This is a genomic window from Pandoraea sp. LA3 (genome assembly GCF_022696215.1).
GTDB classification, from domain to species: domain Bacteria; phylum Pseudomonadota; class Gammaproteobacteria; order Burkholderiales; family Burkholderiaceae; genus Pandoraea; species Pandoraea capi.
The window spans coordinates 1-16,630 of record NZ_PTPY01000020.1; the positions used below are offsets into that span (position 1 = coordinate 1).

Below are 16,630 nucleotides of genomic sequence, written 5' to 3' on the forward strand. Positions count from 1 at the left end.
CGACCTGGGCTCGAACCAGGGACCTACGGATTAACAGTCCGGCGCTCTACCAACTGAGCTATCGGGGATCAAAAGAGAAAGCGATTATAGTGGCGGTTTTTACACACTGTCAACACCGGGAACGCATTTTTTCTGCGTTCACAGCGAGAAAGCCGCCAGAGTCACGCTCGCGGATCAGCGCTCGAGCAGATGGAGCTTTTCCTTGACGTCCTTCCAGTCGTCGGCATCGGCCAGCGACGGTTTCGTCTTGGTGATGCTCGGCCAGTTCGGCGTCAGTTCGGCGTTCAGCGCGGTGAAGTGCTGTTGGTCGCCCGGCACGTCTTCTTCGGCATAAATGGCATTCGCCGGACACTCGGCCACACAGACTGCGCAATCGATGCACTCGTCCGGATCGATGACGAGGAAGTTCGGGCCTTCGCGGAAGCAATCCACGGGGCAAACGTCCACACAGTCGGTGTATTTACATTTGATGCAGCTTTCGGTGACAACGTGCGTCATGCCAACAACTCCGGAGTAGGGCGCGAAACGGCTTCGATCGGCCGTTAAAACGGGTATTGTAGCGCAGCCCGCGTTCACAGGTGCGAGAGCGGGACGACGAAGCCGGCATTGCGTTTCATTCCGGCACAAATGGTGCCGGCACCACGCCGGATTGTACGAAATGGGCCATGACGTCATGCGTGACACCGCTTTGCGGTACGATGTTCGATGTTCCTGTGCGCTGCCTCGCGCCGTGCGAACGTGCGAATCCCGCATCCGCATGTGCGCACTCGGCAGCGTTCGATGCTTTCTCGTGAGCGCTCCTCGCGGAGCCTGTCGTCATGATCATCACGTCGCTGCTCGATACCGATCTCTACAAGTTCACGATGATGCAGGTCGTCCTGCACCATTTCCCCGCCGCGCAGGTCGAATATCGCTTCAAGTGCCGCACCGAGGGCGTCGATCTCACGCCTTACGTCGATGAGATTCGCGACGAAATCCGCCTGCTGTGCGGGCTGCGGTTTACCGAGTCGGAATTGCGCTATCTCGGCGCCATGCGCTTTATCAAGAGCGATTTCATCGACTTCCTCGATCTGTTCCACCTGAACGAGAAGTACATCACCGTGCAGCCGTCGCCCAAAGGCAATGGCGAGATCGACATCACGATTCGCGGGCCGTGGCTCCACACGATTCTGTTCGAGATTCCGGTGCTTGCCATCGTCAACGAGGTGTATTTCCGCAATACCCAGCGTACGCCGGCGTATGAGGAAGGCCGTCAGCGACTCAGGGACAAGATCTGCATGCTGGCCGAGCGGCCGGACTTCCGCGACTGCAAGATCGCCGATTACGGAACGCGTCGACGCTTCTCCAAAGAGTGGCACCAGGAAGTCATTCAGACGTTGTGCGATGAACTCGGTGAGCAGTTCGCGGGCACGAGCAATGTGTATTACGCATCGAAGCTCGGCCTCACGCCGCTTGGCACGATGGCGCACGAGTATCTTCAGGCGTGTCAGGCGCTGGGCCCTCGTCTGCGTGATTCGCAGATCTTCGGCTTCGAGACGTGGGCGAAGGAATATCGCGGCGACCTTGGCATTGCGCTCTCGGACGTCTACGGCATGTCCGCCTTCCTGCGCGACTTCGACATGTACTTCTGCAAGCTGTTCGACGGCGCGCGTCACGACTCCGGCGACCCGTTCGCCTGGGGCGAGCGCCTGCTGGAGCACTACGCGCAAAACCGCGTCGACGCTCGCACCAAGACCATGATCTTCTCGGACGGCCTCGACATTCCCAAGGTGTTGCAACTGTTCGAGCGCTTCCGCGATCGATGCAGGCTGGCGTTCGGTGTCGGCACCAACCTCACCAACGATCTGGGCTATCGACCGCTGCAAATCGTCATCAAGATGGTGCGTTGCAACGGTCAGCCGGTGGCAAAGCTCTCCGATTCGCCTGGCAAGAACATGTGCGACGACGACGCTTATCTGGCCTACCTGCGGCAGGTCTTCGACATTGCGCCGGAGCCCGCGCCGATCTCGTCCAAGGGAAACTGACGGCGTCGACGTCTGGGGTGCAGTCCGAGCGCACGGGCAGACGATTCCGATAGTGCGCGAACGCCGGTCGCGCGGCGTTGTCCAGCCGCTATAATTGCCCATCGCCCGCCGGACCGAGTGCCGGCGGCCTCGAGAGACGACACGTGACGACGTCGGCCGCAGACCGGCGCGTTGGCTTCACAGGACAGCTCATGGATACCTCCGACGCCCGCAATCGCATCTTTGCCCGCATTCGCAACGCACAACATCGCCCCGATGTCGCACGTGCGAACGAGCAGGCGGCGGCTGAGGATTATCTGGCGCGACACCCGCAAGGGCCGCGTCCGGCGATGTCCGCCGATCTCATCGCGACCTTCATTGCCAAGGCCGAAGCCCTGTCGACGACGATTTCCCGCGTGCCCGCCATGCAGGACGTACCGGCGGCTGCCGCCACGTATTTGCAGGCGAACGGTCTCACGACGCAGGCCGTCGGCTGGCCGACGCTGCGAGAGCTGGACTGGACCGGCGCCGGATGTCACGTCGAGTTTCGCAAGCCGCACGGGGACGATCTCGTCGGCATTACCGGCTGCTTCTGCGCCATTGCAGAGACCGGCGCACTCATGATGATGTCGGGCCCCGAGACGTTTGCGTCGGCCACGCTGTTGCCCGAGACGCACATTGCCGTCGTGCCTGCCTCGCGCGTCGTGGCCGGGCATGAAGACGGATTCGCGCTCATGCGCAGCGAGCGCGGTCAGCTCTCGCGCGCCACCAATTTCATTGCGGGACCGTCGCGTACCGCAGACATCGAACAAACGCTGGTGCTCGGGGCCCATGGCCCGTACCGCGTTCACCTCATCATCGTCGACGGCGCCTGATTGACGCTGCGTCGTCCCGGCGGCGCTGATCGGCCACGAAGCTTTTCCGCTCGCGCTTACACGATCGCGGGATGCAAGACTTTCGGAAAACGCCCGAAGGTCGATGGGCTCGGCGTTTTCGGGGGATTCCTTACTTTGCTTTGGGATATATCCCAAGCTGACGCGACGATGGGCACTCTTGCGCGGATGACGACTCGTATGCAGTCGACCATCAATCACTAGGAACCAGAAACAATGCATAAGGGGATTTGGGGGGCATTGGCTGTGGCGGGGCTGGCATTGGCGAGCCCTGCGGCGATCGCTGCGGGACCGGACGGCGCACAACTCGTCGCCTGGTGGGGCGTGCCGTTCGCGGGGCTGCTGCTCTCGATTGCGCTCGGGCCGTTGCTCGCGCCGGCGTTCTGGCATCACCACTTCGGCAAGATCGCCGCGTTCTGGGGCGCGGCATTTCTGCTGCCGTTCGCGCTGGTCTTCGGCGCGGGCGCTGCCTGGTATGGCGCCGTTCACGCCGTGGTCGCCGAGTACATTCCATTCGTCGTGCTGCTCACGGCGCTGTTCACCACTGCGGGCGGTATTTGCGTGCACGGTAACCTGAGAGGTGGCCCGTGGCTCAATACCGGATTGCTGGCGCTGGGCACCGTGCTCGCGAGCCTCATGGGAACGACCGGGGCCGCCATGCTGCTGATTCGTCCGCTCATTCGCGCGAACGACAACCGCAAGCACAACGTGCACGTCGTGGTGTTCTTCATCTTCCTGGTGGCAAATGCGGGTGGCTCGCTCACGCCGCTGGGCGATCCGCCGCTATTCCTCGGCTTTCTGCAAGGCGTCGATTTCTTCTGGACGACGGCGCATATCTGGCCTGAGACGCTGTTCATCTGCACGGTGTTGCTGGTGCTGTTCTTCGTGATCGACGTGTACTACTTCCGTCAGAAGACCGAGCGTCAGATCGACGCGCTGGATCCGACGCCGCATGCCGCGCCCGTACGACTCGAAGGCAAGCGCAACTTCATTCTGCTGGCGGCGGCCGTGGGGCTGGTGCTGATGAGCGGCATCTGGAAACCGGGCATCGAGTTCGACGTGTTCGGCACGCCGGTGGCGCTGCAAAACCTGGCGCGTGATGCCGGTCTGATCGTCGTGACGCTGATGTCGCTGGCCATCACGCCGCGCACCGCGCGCGAAGGCAACGGGTTTAACTGGGAGCCGATGAAGGAAGTGGCGAAGCTGTTCGCCGGTATCTTCCTGACGATCATTCCGGTGGTCGCAATCCTGCGGGCGGGTGAGGCGGGGGCACTCGGCTGGGTGATCCGTCTGGTGACGGGGCCGGGTGGTGCGCCTGACAACGTCATGTATTTCTGGGCGACCGGGCTGCTGTCATCGTTCCTTGATAACGCACCGACCTATCTGGTGTTCTTCAATACGGCGGGTGGCGATGCCGCAACGCTAATGACGACCGGCGCCGCAACGCTGGCGGCGATTTCGGCGGGGGCGGTGTTCATGGGCGCCAACACGTATATCGGCAATGCACCGAACTTCATGGTGAAAGCCATTGCAGAGCAACGCGGCATTCGCATGCCGAGCTTCTTTGGCTATATGCTGTGGTCGGGCGCGATTCTGCTGCCGCTGTTCGTCCTGATGACCCTCATATTTTTCTGAGCCGCGACATTGCCACGCGGCCAACCTCTGCGAGACAACTGGTGAAACCGAAGATTCTGGTAGCCCGAGCCATTTTCCCGGACGTGATCGAGCGTCTGGCGCAGTATTTCGATGTCGAGCGTAACGATGCCGACACGGTGTTTTCGAGCGACGAACTCCGCGCACGACTGGCCGACAAGGCGGGCGCGATCACCACGGCGAGCGAGCGTATCGATGCCGCCGTGCTCGCGGGGGCGCCGAATCTGCGTGTGGTGGCCAATATGGCCGTGGGCTACAACAACTTCGATATCGACGCGATGACGGCGGCCGGTGTGATGGCCACGAATACGCCCGATGTTCTCAACGAGACGACCGCCGATTTCGGCTGGGCGTTGTTGATGGCGACGGCGCGTCGTGTCACCGAGTCGGAGCGTTGGCTGCGCGAAGGGCATTGGGATAAGTGGGCATACGACATGTTCCTCGGCGCCGACGTGCACGGCAGCACGCTGGGCATCATCGGCATGGGGCGCATCGGGCAGGCGATTGCGCGTCGCGCGATGGGCTTCAACATGCGAGTGGTGTATCACAACCGCTCGCGTTTGGATGCCGAGACGGAGGCCGCATGCAAGGCGAGCTACGTCGATAAGGATGTGCTGCTGCGAACCGCCGATCACGTCATTCTCGTGCTGCCGTATTCGGCGGCGACGCATCACACGATCGATGCCGAAGCACTGGCGCTCATGAAGCCGACGGCCACGCTGGTCAATCTGGCACGCGGCGGCATCGTCGACGATGCGGCGTTGGCCGCAGCGCTGGCGAAAAAGCAGATTGCCGCTGCCGGGCTCGACGTGTTCGAAGGCGAACCGAAGGTGCATCCCGATTTGCTCAAGGTTTCGAATGTCGTGCTGACGCCGCATATCGCCAGTGCGTCGGCGGCAACGCGTCGTGGCATGGCGAGTCTCGCGGCCGACAATCTGATTGCGGCGCTGGGCTTCGGCGCGGCGGCCGGTAAGCCGCCGTGTCTGCTCAACCCTGCTGCGCGTCGGGCGTAGGTCGGTAGATTCGGAGGCGTCGGAAACGTCGGAAGGCAAGAGTCAACGGGAGTCGCAAGGCGATGGTCGAGATGGTGTTTGTGGCGCTGGCGGCGCTGAATTTGTTGGTGATGATCGCGCTTGCGGTGAAGGTCTGGCAACGCGGCGGCGACGCGTCGTTGCGCGACACGCTCGTCGATTCGCTCGCTCAGGTGCGCGACGATCTGCTGCACGCGGCGGATCGCAGCGAGCGAGGGCTGCGTCAGGAGTTCGCAGAGACGGCCCGCGCGGGACGGGGCGAGCAGAGCGCTCAAATGGCGCAGTTCCAGCAGACACTCGCCGCACAGATGACGAGCGTGGCCACCGTCCAGAACAATCAGATCGACGGCTTCGCGCAGCAACTCGCCAAGCTCACCGAGTCGAACGCCACGCAGATCGAGGCCGTACGTCAGAGTCTTGTGCTCAACGCTCAGCAGATGCGCGAGGAACAGGCGTCGACACTCCGGCGTTTCGGTGAGGCGCAGCATCAGCAACTCACGCAACTCGCTGAGGGCAACGAACGTCGTCTGGCCGAAGTGCGCGCAACACTCGAACAAAAACTCAAGGACATCGAAGTCAACAACGCGACGAAGCTCGAAGAGATGCGCCGCACGGTCGACGAGAAGCTGCACGCGACGCTGGAGCAGCGTCTGGGCGAGTCGTTCAAGCTGGTCTCGGATCGTCTCGAACAGGTGCATCGCGGGCTGGGCGAGATGCAGACGCTGGCCGCCGGGGTGGGCGATCTCAAGCGTGTGCTGACCAACGTGAAGACGCGAGGGACTTGGGGCGAGGTGCAGTTGCAGGCGTTGCTCGAACAATTGCTCACGCCCGAGCAGTTCGCGAAGAATGTGGCAACCCGACCGGGCAGCACCGAGCGTGTGGAATTCGCCATTGCGTTGCCGGGGCAGAACGGCGACAGCCATCAGCCGGTCTGGCTGCCGATCGACGCCAAATTCCCGCGCGAAGACTATGAGCGTCTGCTCGATGCGCAGGAGCGTGCCGATCCGGTCGCGGTAGAAGAGGCATCGAAGGCGCTGGAGACCCGCATTCGTCTGGAGGCGAAGACGATTGCCGACAAGTATCTGGCGCCGCCGCACACCACGGACTTTGCGCTGCTGTTCCTGCCGACGGAAGGACTTTACGCGGAAGTGTTGCGGCGTCCGGGCCTCTCCGATCTGCTGCAACGTGAATATCGCGTGACGGTGGCCGGGCCGACGACGCTGACGGCCCTGCTCAACAGTCTTCAGATGGGGTTCCGTACGCTGGCGATCGAACGTCGCTCCAGCGAAGTCTGGCAGGTGCTCGGCGCAGTGAAGACGGAGTTCACGAAGTTTGGCGACGTGCTCGCCAAGACGAAATCGCAGTTGGAGACAGTCACGCGCTCCATCGACAAAGCCGAAGTCCGTACCCGTGCCATGGCCCGTCAACTCAAGGCCGTGGAGGCGTTGCCCGGCGATCAGGCCGTGGAATTGCTCGGTGTGGAACTGGACCCGGAGGAGGACGCCTGAGCGGTACGAAGGCCTCGGGAACCTCGATAGTCGAGGCTCTAGAGGACTTCAGGACGGTTCGCGGTTGGGTCAGGTGGCGTCTGCATGCGCACGACGCCACTAAGCGCTCACTGCGTCGCTCACTGCGCGCCGTCGTCCTGCTTCGCGAATTGCGTCAGCGCCTCGCCGGTCATACGCACCACGCGCCAGTCGGGCAATACCGTCGCGCCTTGCGATGTGTAGAAATCGATCGCCGGCTGATTCCAGTCGAGCACCGTCCACTCGAAGCGTCCGCAGTTGCGCTCGATGGCGATACGGGCGAGCCGACGCAGCAGTGCTTGTCCCACACCACGACCTCGCATCGTCGGCTGCACGTAGACGTCTTCCAGATACAGACCTCGCCGTCCCAGGAAGGTCGAGAAATTGTGGAAGAACAACGCGTAGCCGACCGGCTGCCCATCCCATTCCGCCATCAGACATTCTGCCGCCGGAGCTTTGCCAAACAGCGCGTCATGCACGCTCTCAGGCGTGGCTTCGAAGATATCCAGCAGCTTTTCGAAGACGGCCAGTTCTCGCATCAGGCCATGAATGGCGCCGACGTCGTCGGCAGTGGCAGTACGCAGGGTCAGGGACATGGTCGGAGCGCAGGAGCAGTGAGAGGGGGCTGAAAAATGAGAAAAGCGGCGCTGCGGCGGGGATGAATCCACCGTCAGTCGCCGCCGGAACGACGTGGATCGACGTCGGGACGCTCAGTACTCTTCTTCGGGAGCGTCGCTCAGTGCGATTTCGATGCCGCCGAATTTGACCGCCACCCAGTTGTAGAGGTGACAGGCGATCCAGAGCAGCACGAAGCCCACGATGGCGTTAAGCACCAGCGCGGAGATGATCGCCAGGCCCGGCAACTCACCGTAGCGGATGAACGCCGCGAGGAATGCCAGCAGAACGAGCGGGATGCTGAATGTGAGGTAGACCAGCACCAGCGCTTTGGCCGTCTGGCCGGGACTGATGTACGTGATCTGTTTTTTCGTTGTCATTGACGTGTGTGCTTTCGGCTTGTGTGGCGCCCGTGTCGTCGAAGCGCCGACGCGGGCAATGTTTTGCTGATTCGTTGCTTCGCTTTTGGGGTGAAATTCGTGTGTGGACTCGTGTTCGTTTGATTCAGTCGATGCGGTGACGGCGGCGCGAAGGTCAGACCAGACCGTCGAAGGCAATGACGTCGACCAGTTCACCGGCGGCCACGTCACCACGCTCGGTGCCGAGCGTCACGAAGCAGTTCGCTTCGCTCATCGTGCGCAGAATGCCTGCACTCTGTGCGTCGGCGACGGTGACTTGCCATCGGCCCTGAGCATCGGCGGCCAGAATGCCGCGCAGGAATTCGGTGCGGCCCGGGCGCTTGGCAATGGCCGTCGCCGTCGGTACTGGCAGGCTCGGTGTGATCTGCGGCTCGGCGCCCATGAGCACGAATAGTCCGTCGCGCACGAGGTGGTAGAACGATGCCATCACTGCGGCCGGATTCCCCGGCAGACCAAACAACAAGGCGCGCTTGCCTTCACTTTCCAGTTCGCCAAATGCGAACGGCCGGCCCGGACGCATCGCCATCTTCCAGAACACAACGTTGCCCAGACGCGTCATCATCTCGCGCGTGAAATCGGCCTCGCCGACCGACACGCCACCCGAGGTGATGACGGCGTCGGCTTCACGACATGCCGTACGTAGTGTGTTTTCGATGGCTTGCGGGTCGTCGCGCACGACGCCCAGATCCAGCACCTCCACGCCCAGCCGTTGCAACATGCCGAAGAGCGTGTAGCGATTGCTGTCGTACAGATTGCCGGGCACGAGCGGCTCACCCACGGAGCGCAGTTCGTCGCCGGTCGAGAAGAAGGCCACGCGTATGCGACGGCGCACCGGCACTTCGGCGATGCCGAGCGACGCGAGCAGGCCGAGGGCGGCCGGGCGAAGACGCTTGCCTGCGTGCAGCGCCGGATGACCGGCGGCCAGGTCTTCCCCGATATGGCGTACATGACGGCCGGGCGTCACGGCACCGGCGTCGAAGCGAATGATTTCGGTGTCGCCTTCGCGTTGCACCTGTTCTTGCGGGATGACCGTGTCGCAACCGGCCGGCAGCAGCGCGCCGGTCATGATGCGCACGCACTCACCGGCAGCGGCGACGCCGTCGAACGGACGGCCCGCGAAAGAACGCCCCGCCACGCGCAGACGCACTTCGCCGCCAGCCGCCAGCGCGCTGCCGGCAAAGGCATAGCCATCCATGGCGGCGTTTTCGAAAGCGGGGACGTCGAGCGGAGAAACGACATCGCGACCGAGCACGCGGCCCAGCGCACTGCGTACCGCCACCTGCTCGATGGCGGACACCGGGCTCGCGGTGCGCGCAATGACGGCGCGCGCCGCTTCGACCGTCATATGGTTGGGGTCGTAGTCCGGCAAGCCGGCCAAGGCGTCGTCTAGTGTTGTCATCGGTATGGCGTCGTCATCCGGCACATGTGCTGCATGCATCACATGCATGGATCTCAAAAATGCGGTGGCGACGAATCGGGCCGCGTCGGTGCCCGGAATGTCTTAGCGGGCGCGCGGCGAATCGGTATGGAGGTCGTCCAGCGTGTTGACATTGTAAAACGGACGCTCGTCACCGAAGTTAACTTGTACGGCCTTGTGGCGCGCGAGCCACGCTCGCACTCGGTGCTCCCCGGCGCTCAGTGTGGCCGCGAGATCGTCGGCCAGCGAGCGGTGCAAAAGAGCAAATACCGGATGCGGGCCTTGTGCCGTCGCGGCATAGGCGGCCAGCGGTCGCGCTGTCGGGATGCCGGGAGAGACGTCGCGTCCGTCCGGTACGTCGAGTGCGGCGCTGAGCCGGGCGCCGAGATCGGTCGGCAGATAGGGCGAGTCGCACGGCACGGTGAGGACATATTCCGTACATGCCGCGCGCAAGCCGGCCAGCATGCCCGCGAGCGGTCCTGCAAAGTCCTGCGTCTCGTCGCTCACGACGTCTGCGCCGAATGCCGCATAGGCATCGAGATTCCGATTCGCGCTGATGAGCATCGCACCGACCTGCGGACGCAGGCGCTCGATGGCATGGACCACGAGCGGTCGGTCGGCGAGTCGTTGCAGGCCTTTGTCGCGTCCGCCCATACGCTGCCCGCGCCCGCCTGCGAGGATCAGGCCGGTGATGTCGCTGCGCAGGATGGACGTTGTCGTCATGGGAAGGGGTTAGGGGCGGTTCAGGGCGATGACGCGACCCGCCGCGTCGAACCAGACGGCGCCGTCGCCAAGCATCACGCCCTGATCGCGCGCGAACATCAGTCGAGGCACGGCGGCACCGATGGTACGAACGAATCCGTCGGAAAAGATTTCGTTATAGCGGGCGAGCAACGACTTCGGGTTCCGAAGGATCAGTGTCTTGCCCCGCAGTGAGACATGCAACGGGTAACGGATCGATTGTGCGACGACATCGCGCCGGTCGTCGAGCACCCCTTTGCGGAATTGCGTGGCCGCGCGATTGACGGTTTCGTCGTCGCTCACCCCGGCAACGCCGTACAGATGGTCGATCTTGCCCGTCTGAATGCTCGATAGCGCCAGCTCGAACGGCACCGTGCGGCCGCTGCGCAAGTCCTTCCATTGGCCCGAAATGACTTCGCATGCCGCCGATGCACCTTGCTGGCGATTGACGTCGTCCGCCGAGGCGAATTCGCCGTCGAAGGTCGCGCGCGGCATGCCGCCGGCGTCGAATTCGGTCAGGTGCACATGCGACTTGCTATCGATCTTGCCGGTGAGCTGCGTATCGCTTTGCGACGATGCGTTGGCATAGCGCCCTTCCAGTTTGCCGCCGGAGGTGGGACGCAGCACGAGTCGCAGCGGATTGCGCTCGCCGAGCTGTCCGCTGTACGTCATCAGGTGATTGGCGATGTTGCGATCGGATGGGTCGCAGTCAGCGTAGGCCGCAGTGGACGCGAACGCCGTTAACAGCAACGTCAGCGCGCTCAGACTGGCTACAACGAGGCGCTGCATGCGATGCGAAGGGCGGCTCACGCGTGTGTGACGCACGCCTTGATGGGGGGCGGGCGCGGCGCTGGACGCTGGGACGGTGAGGGTGTCTCGGGCGCGGCTGGCACCCGGGGCAAAAGCAATCATGAGTCGAGAAGGAATTCGGTAAATCGAAAGCGGTGCGGAAGCGTCGACGGTCGCGGGGTAACCGGGCAATCAGATCACTGAGGCATGTCTGGTCGCGGTCCGGCCGTGTCCCGGACTTTCATCCGCCGATGTAAGACATCTCCACTTTCGGTGGTGCGTTTTCCGGCAGGCCGGTGGCCGCCGTACGCAAGGCCGAGTAACGGTCGGTGCGGGCGTGCCAGATATCGCCGATGACGGTCGAGATCTGCGCGTCGCTCGCGTCGCTACGCAGCAGCGTTCGCAAGTCGTACCCCGAACTGGCGAACAGACAGAGATACAGCTTGCCTTCCGTAGACAATCGGGCACGCGAACAAGTGCCGCAAAATGCACGGGTGACGGACGAAATGACGCCGACTTCACCGCCGCCGTCGCGATATTGCCAGCGTTGTGCCGTTTCGCCGGGGTAATTCGGCTCCATGGGCTCGACTGGCAGGGCGTCGTTCAGACGCGCGATGACCTCGGCCGACGGCAGGACTTCGTCCATGCGCCAGCCGTTGGACGTGCCGACGTCCATGTATTCGATGAAACGCAGCACGACACCGCTGCCATGAAAATGACGCGCCATCGGCACGATGTCTGAATCGTTGGTGCCGCGCTTGACGACCATGTTGACTTTGACCGGGCCGAGGCCGACGTGCTGCGCCTGGGCAATCCCTTCGAGCACGTTCGCGACGGGGAAGTCGACGTCGTTCATCTGGCGGAAAATCTTATCGTCCAGACTGTCCAGGCTGACGGTAACGCGCGTGAGGCCCGCATCTTTGAGCGATTGCGCCCGGCGTGCCAGCAACGAGCCGTTGGTCGTGAGCGTGATGTCGAGCGGCTTGCCCGACGGCGTGCGCAAACGGGCCAGCATTTCGATCAAGCGTTCGATGTGCTTGCGCAGCAGCGGCTCTCCGCCCGTCAGACGCAGCTTCTCCACGCCATGTTCGACGAACAGGCGCGCAGCTCGCTCGATTTCTTCGAATGACAGCAGGGAGGATTGCGGCAAGAAGGCGTAGTCCTTGTCGAACACGTCCTTCGGCATGCAGTAGACGCAGCGGAAGTTGCAACGATCGGTCACCGAGATCCGCAGGTCGTGCAGGGGCCGCGCCAACGCATCTTCGAGATGGCCGGTGGCGGTGCGCACTTGTGCGGGGATCTGCGGCGAGTGCGTCGCATAACGCGCGTCGCTACGCAAATCGGTGAGTCTGATGATCGTTTCAGTCATGGTGGGGCCTTAGCTTGCGTCTCCATTCTAACGAATTGGCCCAAATGTCGCCGAGGCGATCCCGTCGGGCATCGGATAACGGTACCGAGAATTCGTTGTGAGACGTCAAACCCGTACTGAGGCAGACGATACGGGGCGTGCGTGGTGGGCACAAGTCGGGACAACGCGGGGTTGTCTCGCGTGAAGTCGCCCCCAAAAGCAAAAAAGGAGGCCGAAGCCTCCTTTTTCTACCTCACACGTGCCTGTCAGGCAACGTGATTGGCCGAGCGCGTTTCCACTTGCTCCATCGGACCGCTGTTGAGCGGCGTCGACGCACGGCGCTCACGCGGCACGTGCGGTGCCGGTGCGACTTGCGCAGCGGCTTCCTTGGCGGCGCGATGCTTGTCGGCATCCGTGTGAACCCACACCAGCCCGACGCTTGCCAGCGTCGATTCCAGTGCACCGCGCTCCAGCGTCGGGGCGGCGGCGGCCGGTGCGACGGCCTGCGCCACGACTTCCGTTGCGGCGGCAGCGGCTTCCGGGGCGACCGGCACTGCCGTACTCACCTGCACCGGTGCTTCGGGTGCGGCCTGCACCGGTTTCGCGGTCTCGACCATTTCGATCGGGGCAGCGGCGGGTTGCACAGGTTGCGTTGCCGGTGCGACATCTGCCGGGGCGCTTGCGACGGCGGCCGTAGCGGCAATCTCGGCGAGGGCTTCGGCCGGCACCGTCGGTTGGGCCGGCGCAGCCGACGTGACCGGCAGCGGGGCGCTGACCTGCGGCACGACCGGTGCGGCAGCCGCTTCGGCCGCGGGCAGCGGGGCAACGTTGACCGGTGCGACGGGCACAGCCACCTGCGGCGCTTGTGCGACCGGCTCGGCGATAACGTGCGACGGCACTTCCGGCGTAGCGGCAGGCGCAGCTTCGCTCACCGTGGTGACCGGCGCTGCCGGGGCTTCCACGGGCTCGGCACGCACCGGCGTCGGTTCGGCATGAGCCGCCGGTGCCGGCGTGGCGGCGACAAACGCGGGCGTTGCTACCGGTGCTGCGGCACGGGCGAGAGTTTCGCTCGCGGCATGCTCAGCAGCTTCATCGCTCTGCACCGGGGCGTGCGTATGTTCTGCGGCTTCCCGGACTTCTGCACCTTCCACGTCGATGTGCTCGCCGTCGGCATTCAGTTGCTGCTCGCCGGCTTCACGCTCACGACGGCCGCCACGACGACCGCGACGACGGCTGCGGCGGCGCTCTTCACCCCCTTGTTCGCCTTCTTCGCCTGCCGTTTGCGGTGCGCCTTCGACCTGTGCCGCGAGACGATCCTGATCCAGCGGTTCTTGCTCGTCGCTCAGCGGTGCTGCGGCCTGAGCGACGCGTTGCGGTGCGGCTTGTTGGCCTTCAGCGCCTTCGCCCTGACGACGGTCACGGCGCTCGCCGCGTTCACGGCGGCTGCCGCGCTCACGGCCTTCACGCGGCTCGCGACCTTCCTCGGCACGCACGTCCTGTGCGGGTTGACGCTGGGCGTCGTCGCGCTCGCGCTTGTCGCGGTTATCCCGGCTATCGCGGCCTTCTTGACGCTCGTTGCGATCGCCACGCTCATTGCGTTCATTGCGCTCGTTACGGTCACCCCGCTCGTTGCGCTCGCCACGGTCTGCACGCTCCGCGCGTTCCGGACGCGTGCCGCGACCTTCGCGCACCGGCTGACCGGCGTTGTCCTTGCCCGACTTGTTGTCGTCGCGGGCGTTGCCACGACGATTGCGGTTTTGTTGATGCGGACGCTCGTGACGCTCACGCGGCGGGCGAGCCGTCGGCTTGGCCGGTTCTTCGGCCTTCGCGGGTGCCGGTGCGGCAGCACCGCCGCCGAACAGACGCTTGAGGAAACCGAAGAAACCGCCACCGCTGGCCGGTGCGGCGGCGGCAGGCGCCGTTGCGGCGACCGGTTCCGGACGCGGCTGTGCGGCCGGTGCCGGCTGCTCGGGCGTGATGCCCTTGACGGCCGCTTCCTGACGCGGACGCGTATCTTCCTTCTTCTTGCTGTAACCGGCCGGATCTTCTTCCAGCGAACGGGCCGCTTCTTCGGCGAGCGCGTAGCTGGCCTTCGGGGCATCCAGACGCGGGTCGTCGAAACGCAGACGCTCGAGCTTGTAATGCGGCGTTTCGAGGTGCTTGTTCGGGATCAGCAGCACGCCAACCTTGAAGCGCGCTTCGATCTTGTTGATTTCCTGACGCTTTTCGTTGAGCAGGAACGCCGAGACTTCGACCGGCACCTGGCAGTGGATCGCTGCCGTGTGCTCCTTCATCGCCTCTTCCTGGATGATGCGCAGGACTTGCAGTGCCGACGATTCGGCGTCGCGGATGTGGCCAGTGCCGTTGCAGCGCGGGCAGGTCACGTGCGTGCCTTCCGACAGCGACGGACGCAGGCGCTGACGCGACAGCTCCATCAGCCCGAAACGCGAAATCTTGCCCATCTGGACGCGCGCACGGTCGTGCTTGAGCGCATCCTTGACACGTTGTTCGACTTCACGCTGGCTCTTGGCCGACTCCATGTCGATGAAGTCGATCACGATCAGGCCGCCGAGGTCGCGCAGACGCAACTGGCGCGCGACTTCGTCGGCAGCTTCCAGGTTGGTGCGCAGGGCGGTTTCTTCGATGTCGGCGCCCTTGGTGGCGCGTGCCGAGTTGACGTCGATGGAGACGAGCGCTTCGGTGTGATCTATCACGATCGCGCCGCCCGAGGGCAGCGGCACCTGACGCGAATAGGCCGTCTCGATCTGGTGTTCGATCTGGAAACGGGAGAACAGCGGCACGTCGTCGCGGTACTGCTTCACGCGGTTGAGGTGGTCGGGCATGACCACCTGCATGAAGTTGCGTGCCTGTTCGGAGATTTCTTCCGTATCGATGAGGATTTCACCGATATCCGGCTGGAAGTAGTCGCGGATGGCGCGAATAACGAGGCTCGACTCGAGATAGATCAGCGCCGAGTCGCGCGGCAGTTCGATGTTATGGGCGGCGCCTTCGATGGCGTGCCAGAGTTGCAGCAGGTAGTTCAGATCCCACTGGAGTTCTTCGGCCGAGCGGCCGATACCGGCGGTGCGGGCGATGATGCTCATGCCTTCCGGCAGTTCGAGCTGACCCATCGTCTCGCGCAGTTCCTGACGGTCTTCGCCTTCGATACGACGCGAAACACCACCGCCACGCGGGTTGTTCGGCATCAGCACCAGATAGCGGCCGGCCAAGGAAATGAATGTGGTGAGGGCTGCGCCCTTGTTGCCGCGCTCTTCCTTTTCGACCTGAACGATGAGTTCCTGGCCTTCGGAGAGGGCGTCCTGAATGCGCGCATTGCGCACATCGGCACCTTCGCGGAAGTACGCGCGGGCGACTTCCTTGAACGGCAGGAAGCCATGGCGGCCTTCGCCGTAGTTGACGAAGCAGGCTTCGAGAGAGGGTTCGATACGGGTGATAATACCCTTGTAGATATTGCCTTTACGCTGTTCGCGTCCGGCCGTCTCGATATCGATGTCGATGAGTTTCTGCCCATCGACGATTGCCACGCGCAGTTCTTCCTGCTGCGTGGCGTTGAACAACATGCGTTTCATGAAAACGACTCCCACCCGCCGCAGTTGCCAATGCGCAGTGCGTCGGGCACGTATCACTCGAGTTATCCAACACGCGAGGTTCGAGCCGGGAGTGGAAGAATTGCCGGGGGGTCCGGGCGATGAGGCCGACGGACGCTATGGCGCCAGGAATACGTTTTCGCGCTCACCCGGATCCGCCGGGCCACCGGAAAAATTCCGGCTCGGCGCGGATCACTTCGGGCTTGCAGTCCATACCAAGAGAAACTGGACGAGAAACTTCATCAGCGTTTTCTCGGGGCGCCTGCCGACACTTATTCTTCTTGTGACGGCGCCTCACTTCGACTTTTTGCGCGAACGATATTCACAAAGCGATCAGCTCGGGCAATGTCGTCCGGGCTGATCACCAAAAAATTCTATAACCACCAACTCTATCCGCGTCCCGCGCGCTGCGACCGAAGCGGCCTATGGGCCAACTTCCTGCCGACGCTGCGTGACGTGCGTGCGCTCGCTGCTCCAGGGTCACCGGACGAGCAGCCTGCCCGGGGTGCAAGTAAAATACCGTTTTGGGGTATGCACCGGACAGAGGTGGGGATTTGGCATGATTCCCGCTACCACCATCTCTGTCG

General features: G+C 63.5%; 14 protein-coding genes. 6 read left to right on the forward strand and 8 right to left on the reverse strand.

From position 1 onward, the window contains the following. Positions 1–174: 174 nt before the first annotated feature. A complete protein-coding gene (gene fdxA / locus C5N93_RS03380; protein ID WP_069342246.1) occupies positions 175–498 on the reverse strand; it encodes a ferredoxin FdxA in 324 nt (107 codons plus the stop codon). A gap of 320 nt (positions 499–818) precedes the next feature. On the opposite strand from fdxA, the gene pncB reads away from it, so the two are divergent. The 5 genes from pncB (at position 819) to rmuC (ending at position 7,088) form a co-directional block, all read left to right on the forward strand. Further along, positions 819–2,024, forward strand: coding sequence for a nicotinate phosphoribosyltransferase (gene pncB, locus C5N93_RS03385; protein ID WP_242558267.1), 1,206 nt, complete (start codon positions 819–821; stop codon positions 2,022–2,024). Between the two features lie 191 nt (positions 2,025–2,215). Continuing rightward, the gene (locus C5N93_RS03390) at positions 2,216–2,878 is read left to right on the forward strand and encodes a lactate utilization protein C (protein WP_242558268.1); all 663 of its coding nucleotides are present in this window, start codon (positions 2,216–2,218) and stop codon (positions 2,876–2,878) included. Between the two features lie 234 nt (positions 2,879–3,112). Further along, positions 3,113–4,531, forward strand: a complete 1,419-nt coding sequence (locus tag C5N93_RS03395) for a sodium:proton antiporter (RefSeq protein ID WP_242558269.1) — start codon at positions 3,113–3,115, stop codon at positions 4,529–4,531. A 38-nt stretch (positions 4,532–4,569) separates the two neighbouring features. Next, the gene (locus C5N93_RS03400; RefSeq protein WP_242558393.1) at positions 4,570–5,562 is read left to right on the forward strand and encodes a D-glycerate dehydrogenase; all 993 of its coding nucleotides are present in this window, start codon (positions 4,570–4,572) and stop codon (positions 5,560–5,562) included. Positions 5,563–5,633: 71 nt separating this feature from the next. Next, complete coding sequence (gene rmuC, locus C5N93_RS03405) at positions 5,634–7,088, forward strand: DNA recombination protein RmuC (protein WP_242558394.1); 1,455 nt, start codon at positions 5,634–5,636, stop codon at positions 7,086–7,088. A gap of 119 nt (positions 7,089–7,207) precedes the next feature. Here rmuC and C5N93_RS03410 read toward each other — a convergent pair whose 3' ends face one another. The 7 genes from C5N93_RS03410 to C5N93_RS03440 form a co-directional block, all read right to left on the reverse strand. Beyond that, positions 7,208–7,702: a GNAT family N-acetyltransferase gene (locus C5N93_RS03410; RefSeq protein ID WP_242558270.1), complete on the reverse strand. Its 495-nt coding sequence runs from the start codon at positions 7,700–7,702 to the stop codon at positions 7,208–7,210. A 114-nt stretch (positions 7,703–7,816) separates the two neighbouring features. After that, positions 7,817–8,101 carry a hypothetical protein gene (locus C5N93_RS03415; protein ID WP_039401268.1) on the reverse strand — a complete coding sequence of 95 codons (285 nt, stop codon included), beginning with the start codon at positions 8,099–8,101 and terminating at the stop codon, positions 7,817–7,819. A gap of 154 nt (positions 8,102–8,255) precedes the next feature. Further along, positions 8,256–9,539 (reverse strand): gephyrin-like molybdotransferase Glp, encoded by a 1,284-nt coding sequence (gene glp / locus C5N93_RS03420; protein WP_242558271.1) that lies wholly within the window; start codon positions 9,537–9,539, stop codon positions 8,256–8,258. Between the two features lie 102 nt (positions 9,540–9,641). Beyond that, on the reverse strand, positions 9,642–10,280 hold the full coding sequence (gene mobA / locus C5N93_RS03425) for a molybdenum cofactor guanylyltransferase MobA (RefSeq protein WP_242558272.1): 639 nt from the start codon (positions 10,278–10,280) through the stop codon (positions 9,642–9,644). 9 nt (positions 10,281–10,289) lie between these two features. After that, on the reverse strand, positions 10,290–11,087 hold the full coding sequence (locus C5N93_RS03430) for a hypothetical protein (protein ID WP_242558273.1): 798 nt from the start codon (positions 11,085–11,087) through the stop codon (positions 10,290–10,292). A gap of 241 nt (positions 11,088–11,328) precedes the next feature. Continuing rightward, positions 11,329–12,456, reverse strand: coding sequence for a GTP 3',8-cyclase MoaA (moaA, locus tag C5N93_RS03435; RefSeq protein WP_242558274.1), 1,128 nt, complete (start codon positions 12,454–12,456; stop codon positions 11,329–11,331). Positions 12,457–12,701: 245 nt separating this feature from the next. Beyond that, complete coding sequence (locus C5N93_RS03440; protein WP_242558275.1) at positions 12,702–16,025, reverse strand: Rne/Rng family ribonuclease; 3,324 nt, start codon at positions 16,023–16,025, stop codon at positions 12,702–12,704. Between the two features lie 91 nt (positions 16,026–16,116). On the opposite strand from C5N93_RS03440, the gene C5N93_RS03445 reads away from it, so the two are divergent. Continuing rightward, on the forward strand, positions 16,117–16,404 hold the full coding sequence (locus C5N93_RS03445) for a hypothetical protein (protein WP_139133187.1): 288 nt from the start codon (positions 16,117–16,119) through the stop codon (positions 16,402–16,404). The last annotated feature ends 226 nt before the right edge of the window (positions 16,405–16,630 follow it).

What these genes read in the sequence shown, in the direction of transcription:
- pncB (WP_242558267.1), top strand. Translation starts at nt 819, where the DNA reads ATGATCATCACGTCGCTGCTCGATACCGATCTCTACAAGTTCACGATG.
- C5N93_RS03390 (WP_242558268.1), top strand. Translation starts at nt 2,216, where the DNA reads ATGGATACCTCCGACGCCCGCAATCGCATCTTTGCCCGCATTCGCAAC.
- moaA (WP_242558274.1), bottom strand. Translation starts at nt 12,456, where the DNA reads ATGACTGAAACGATCATCAGACTCACCGATTTGCGTAGCGACGCGCGT.
- fdxA (WP_069342246.1), bottom strand. Translation starts at nt 498, where the DNA reads ATGACGCACGTTGTCACCGAAAGCTGCATCAAATGTAAATACACCGAC.
- C5N93_RS03395 (WP_242558269.1), top strand. Translation starts at nt 3,113, where the DNA reads ATGCATAAGGGGATTTGGGGGGCATTGGCTGTGGCGGGGCTGGCATTG.
- C5N93_RS03410 (WP_242558270.1), bottom strand. Translation starts at nt 7,702, where the DNA reads ATGTCCCTGACCCTGCGTACTGCCACTGCCGACGACGTCGGCGCCATT.
- rmuC (WP_242558394.1), top strand. Translation starts at nt 5,634, where the DNA reads ATGGTGTTTGTGGCGCTGGCGGCGCTGAATTTGTTGGTGATGATCGCG.
- C5N93_RS03440 (WP_242558275.1), bottom strand. Translation starts at nt 16,025, where the DNA reads ATGAAACGCATGTTGTTCAACGCCACGCAGCAGGAAGAACTGCGCGTG.
- C5N93_RS03430 (WP_242558273.1), bottom strand. Translation starts at nt 11,087, where the DNA reads ATGCAGCGCCTCGTTGTAGCCAGTCTGAGCGCGCTGACGTTGCTGTTA.
- C5N93_RS03415 (WP_039401268.1), bottom strand. Translation starts at nt 8,101, where the DNA reads ATGACAACGAAAAAACAGATCACGTACATCAGTCCCGGCCAGACGGCC.
- mobA (WP_242558272.1), bottom strand. Translation starts at nt 10,280, where the DNA reads ATGACGACAACGTCCATCCTGCGCAGCGACATCACCGGCCTGATCCTC.
- glp (WP_242558271.1), bottom strand. Translation starts at nt 9,539, where the DNA reads ATGACAACACTAGACGACGCCTTGGCCGGCTTGCCGGACTACGACCCC.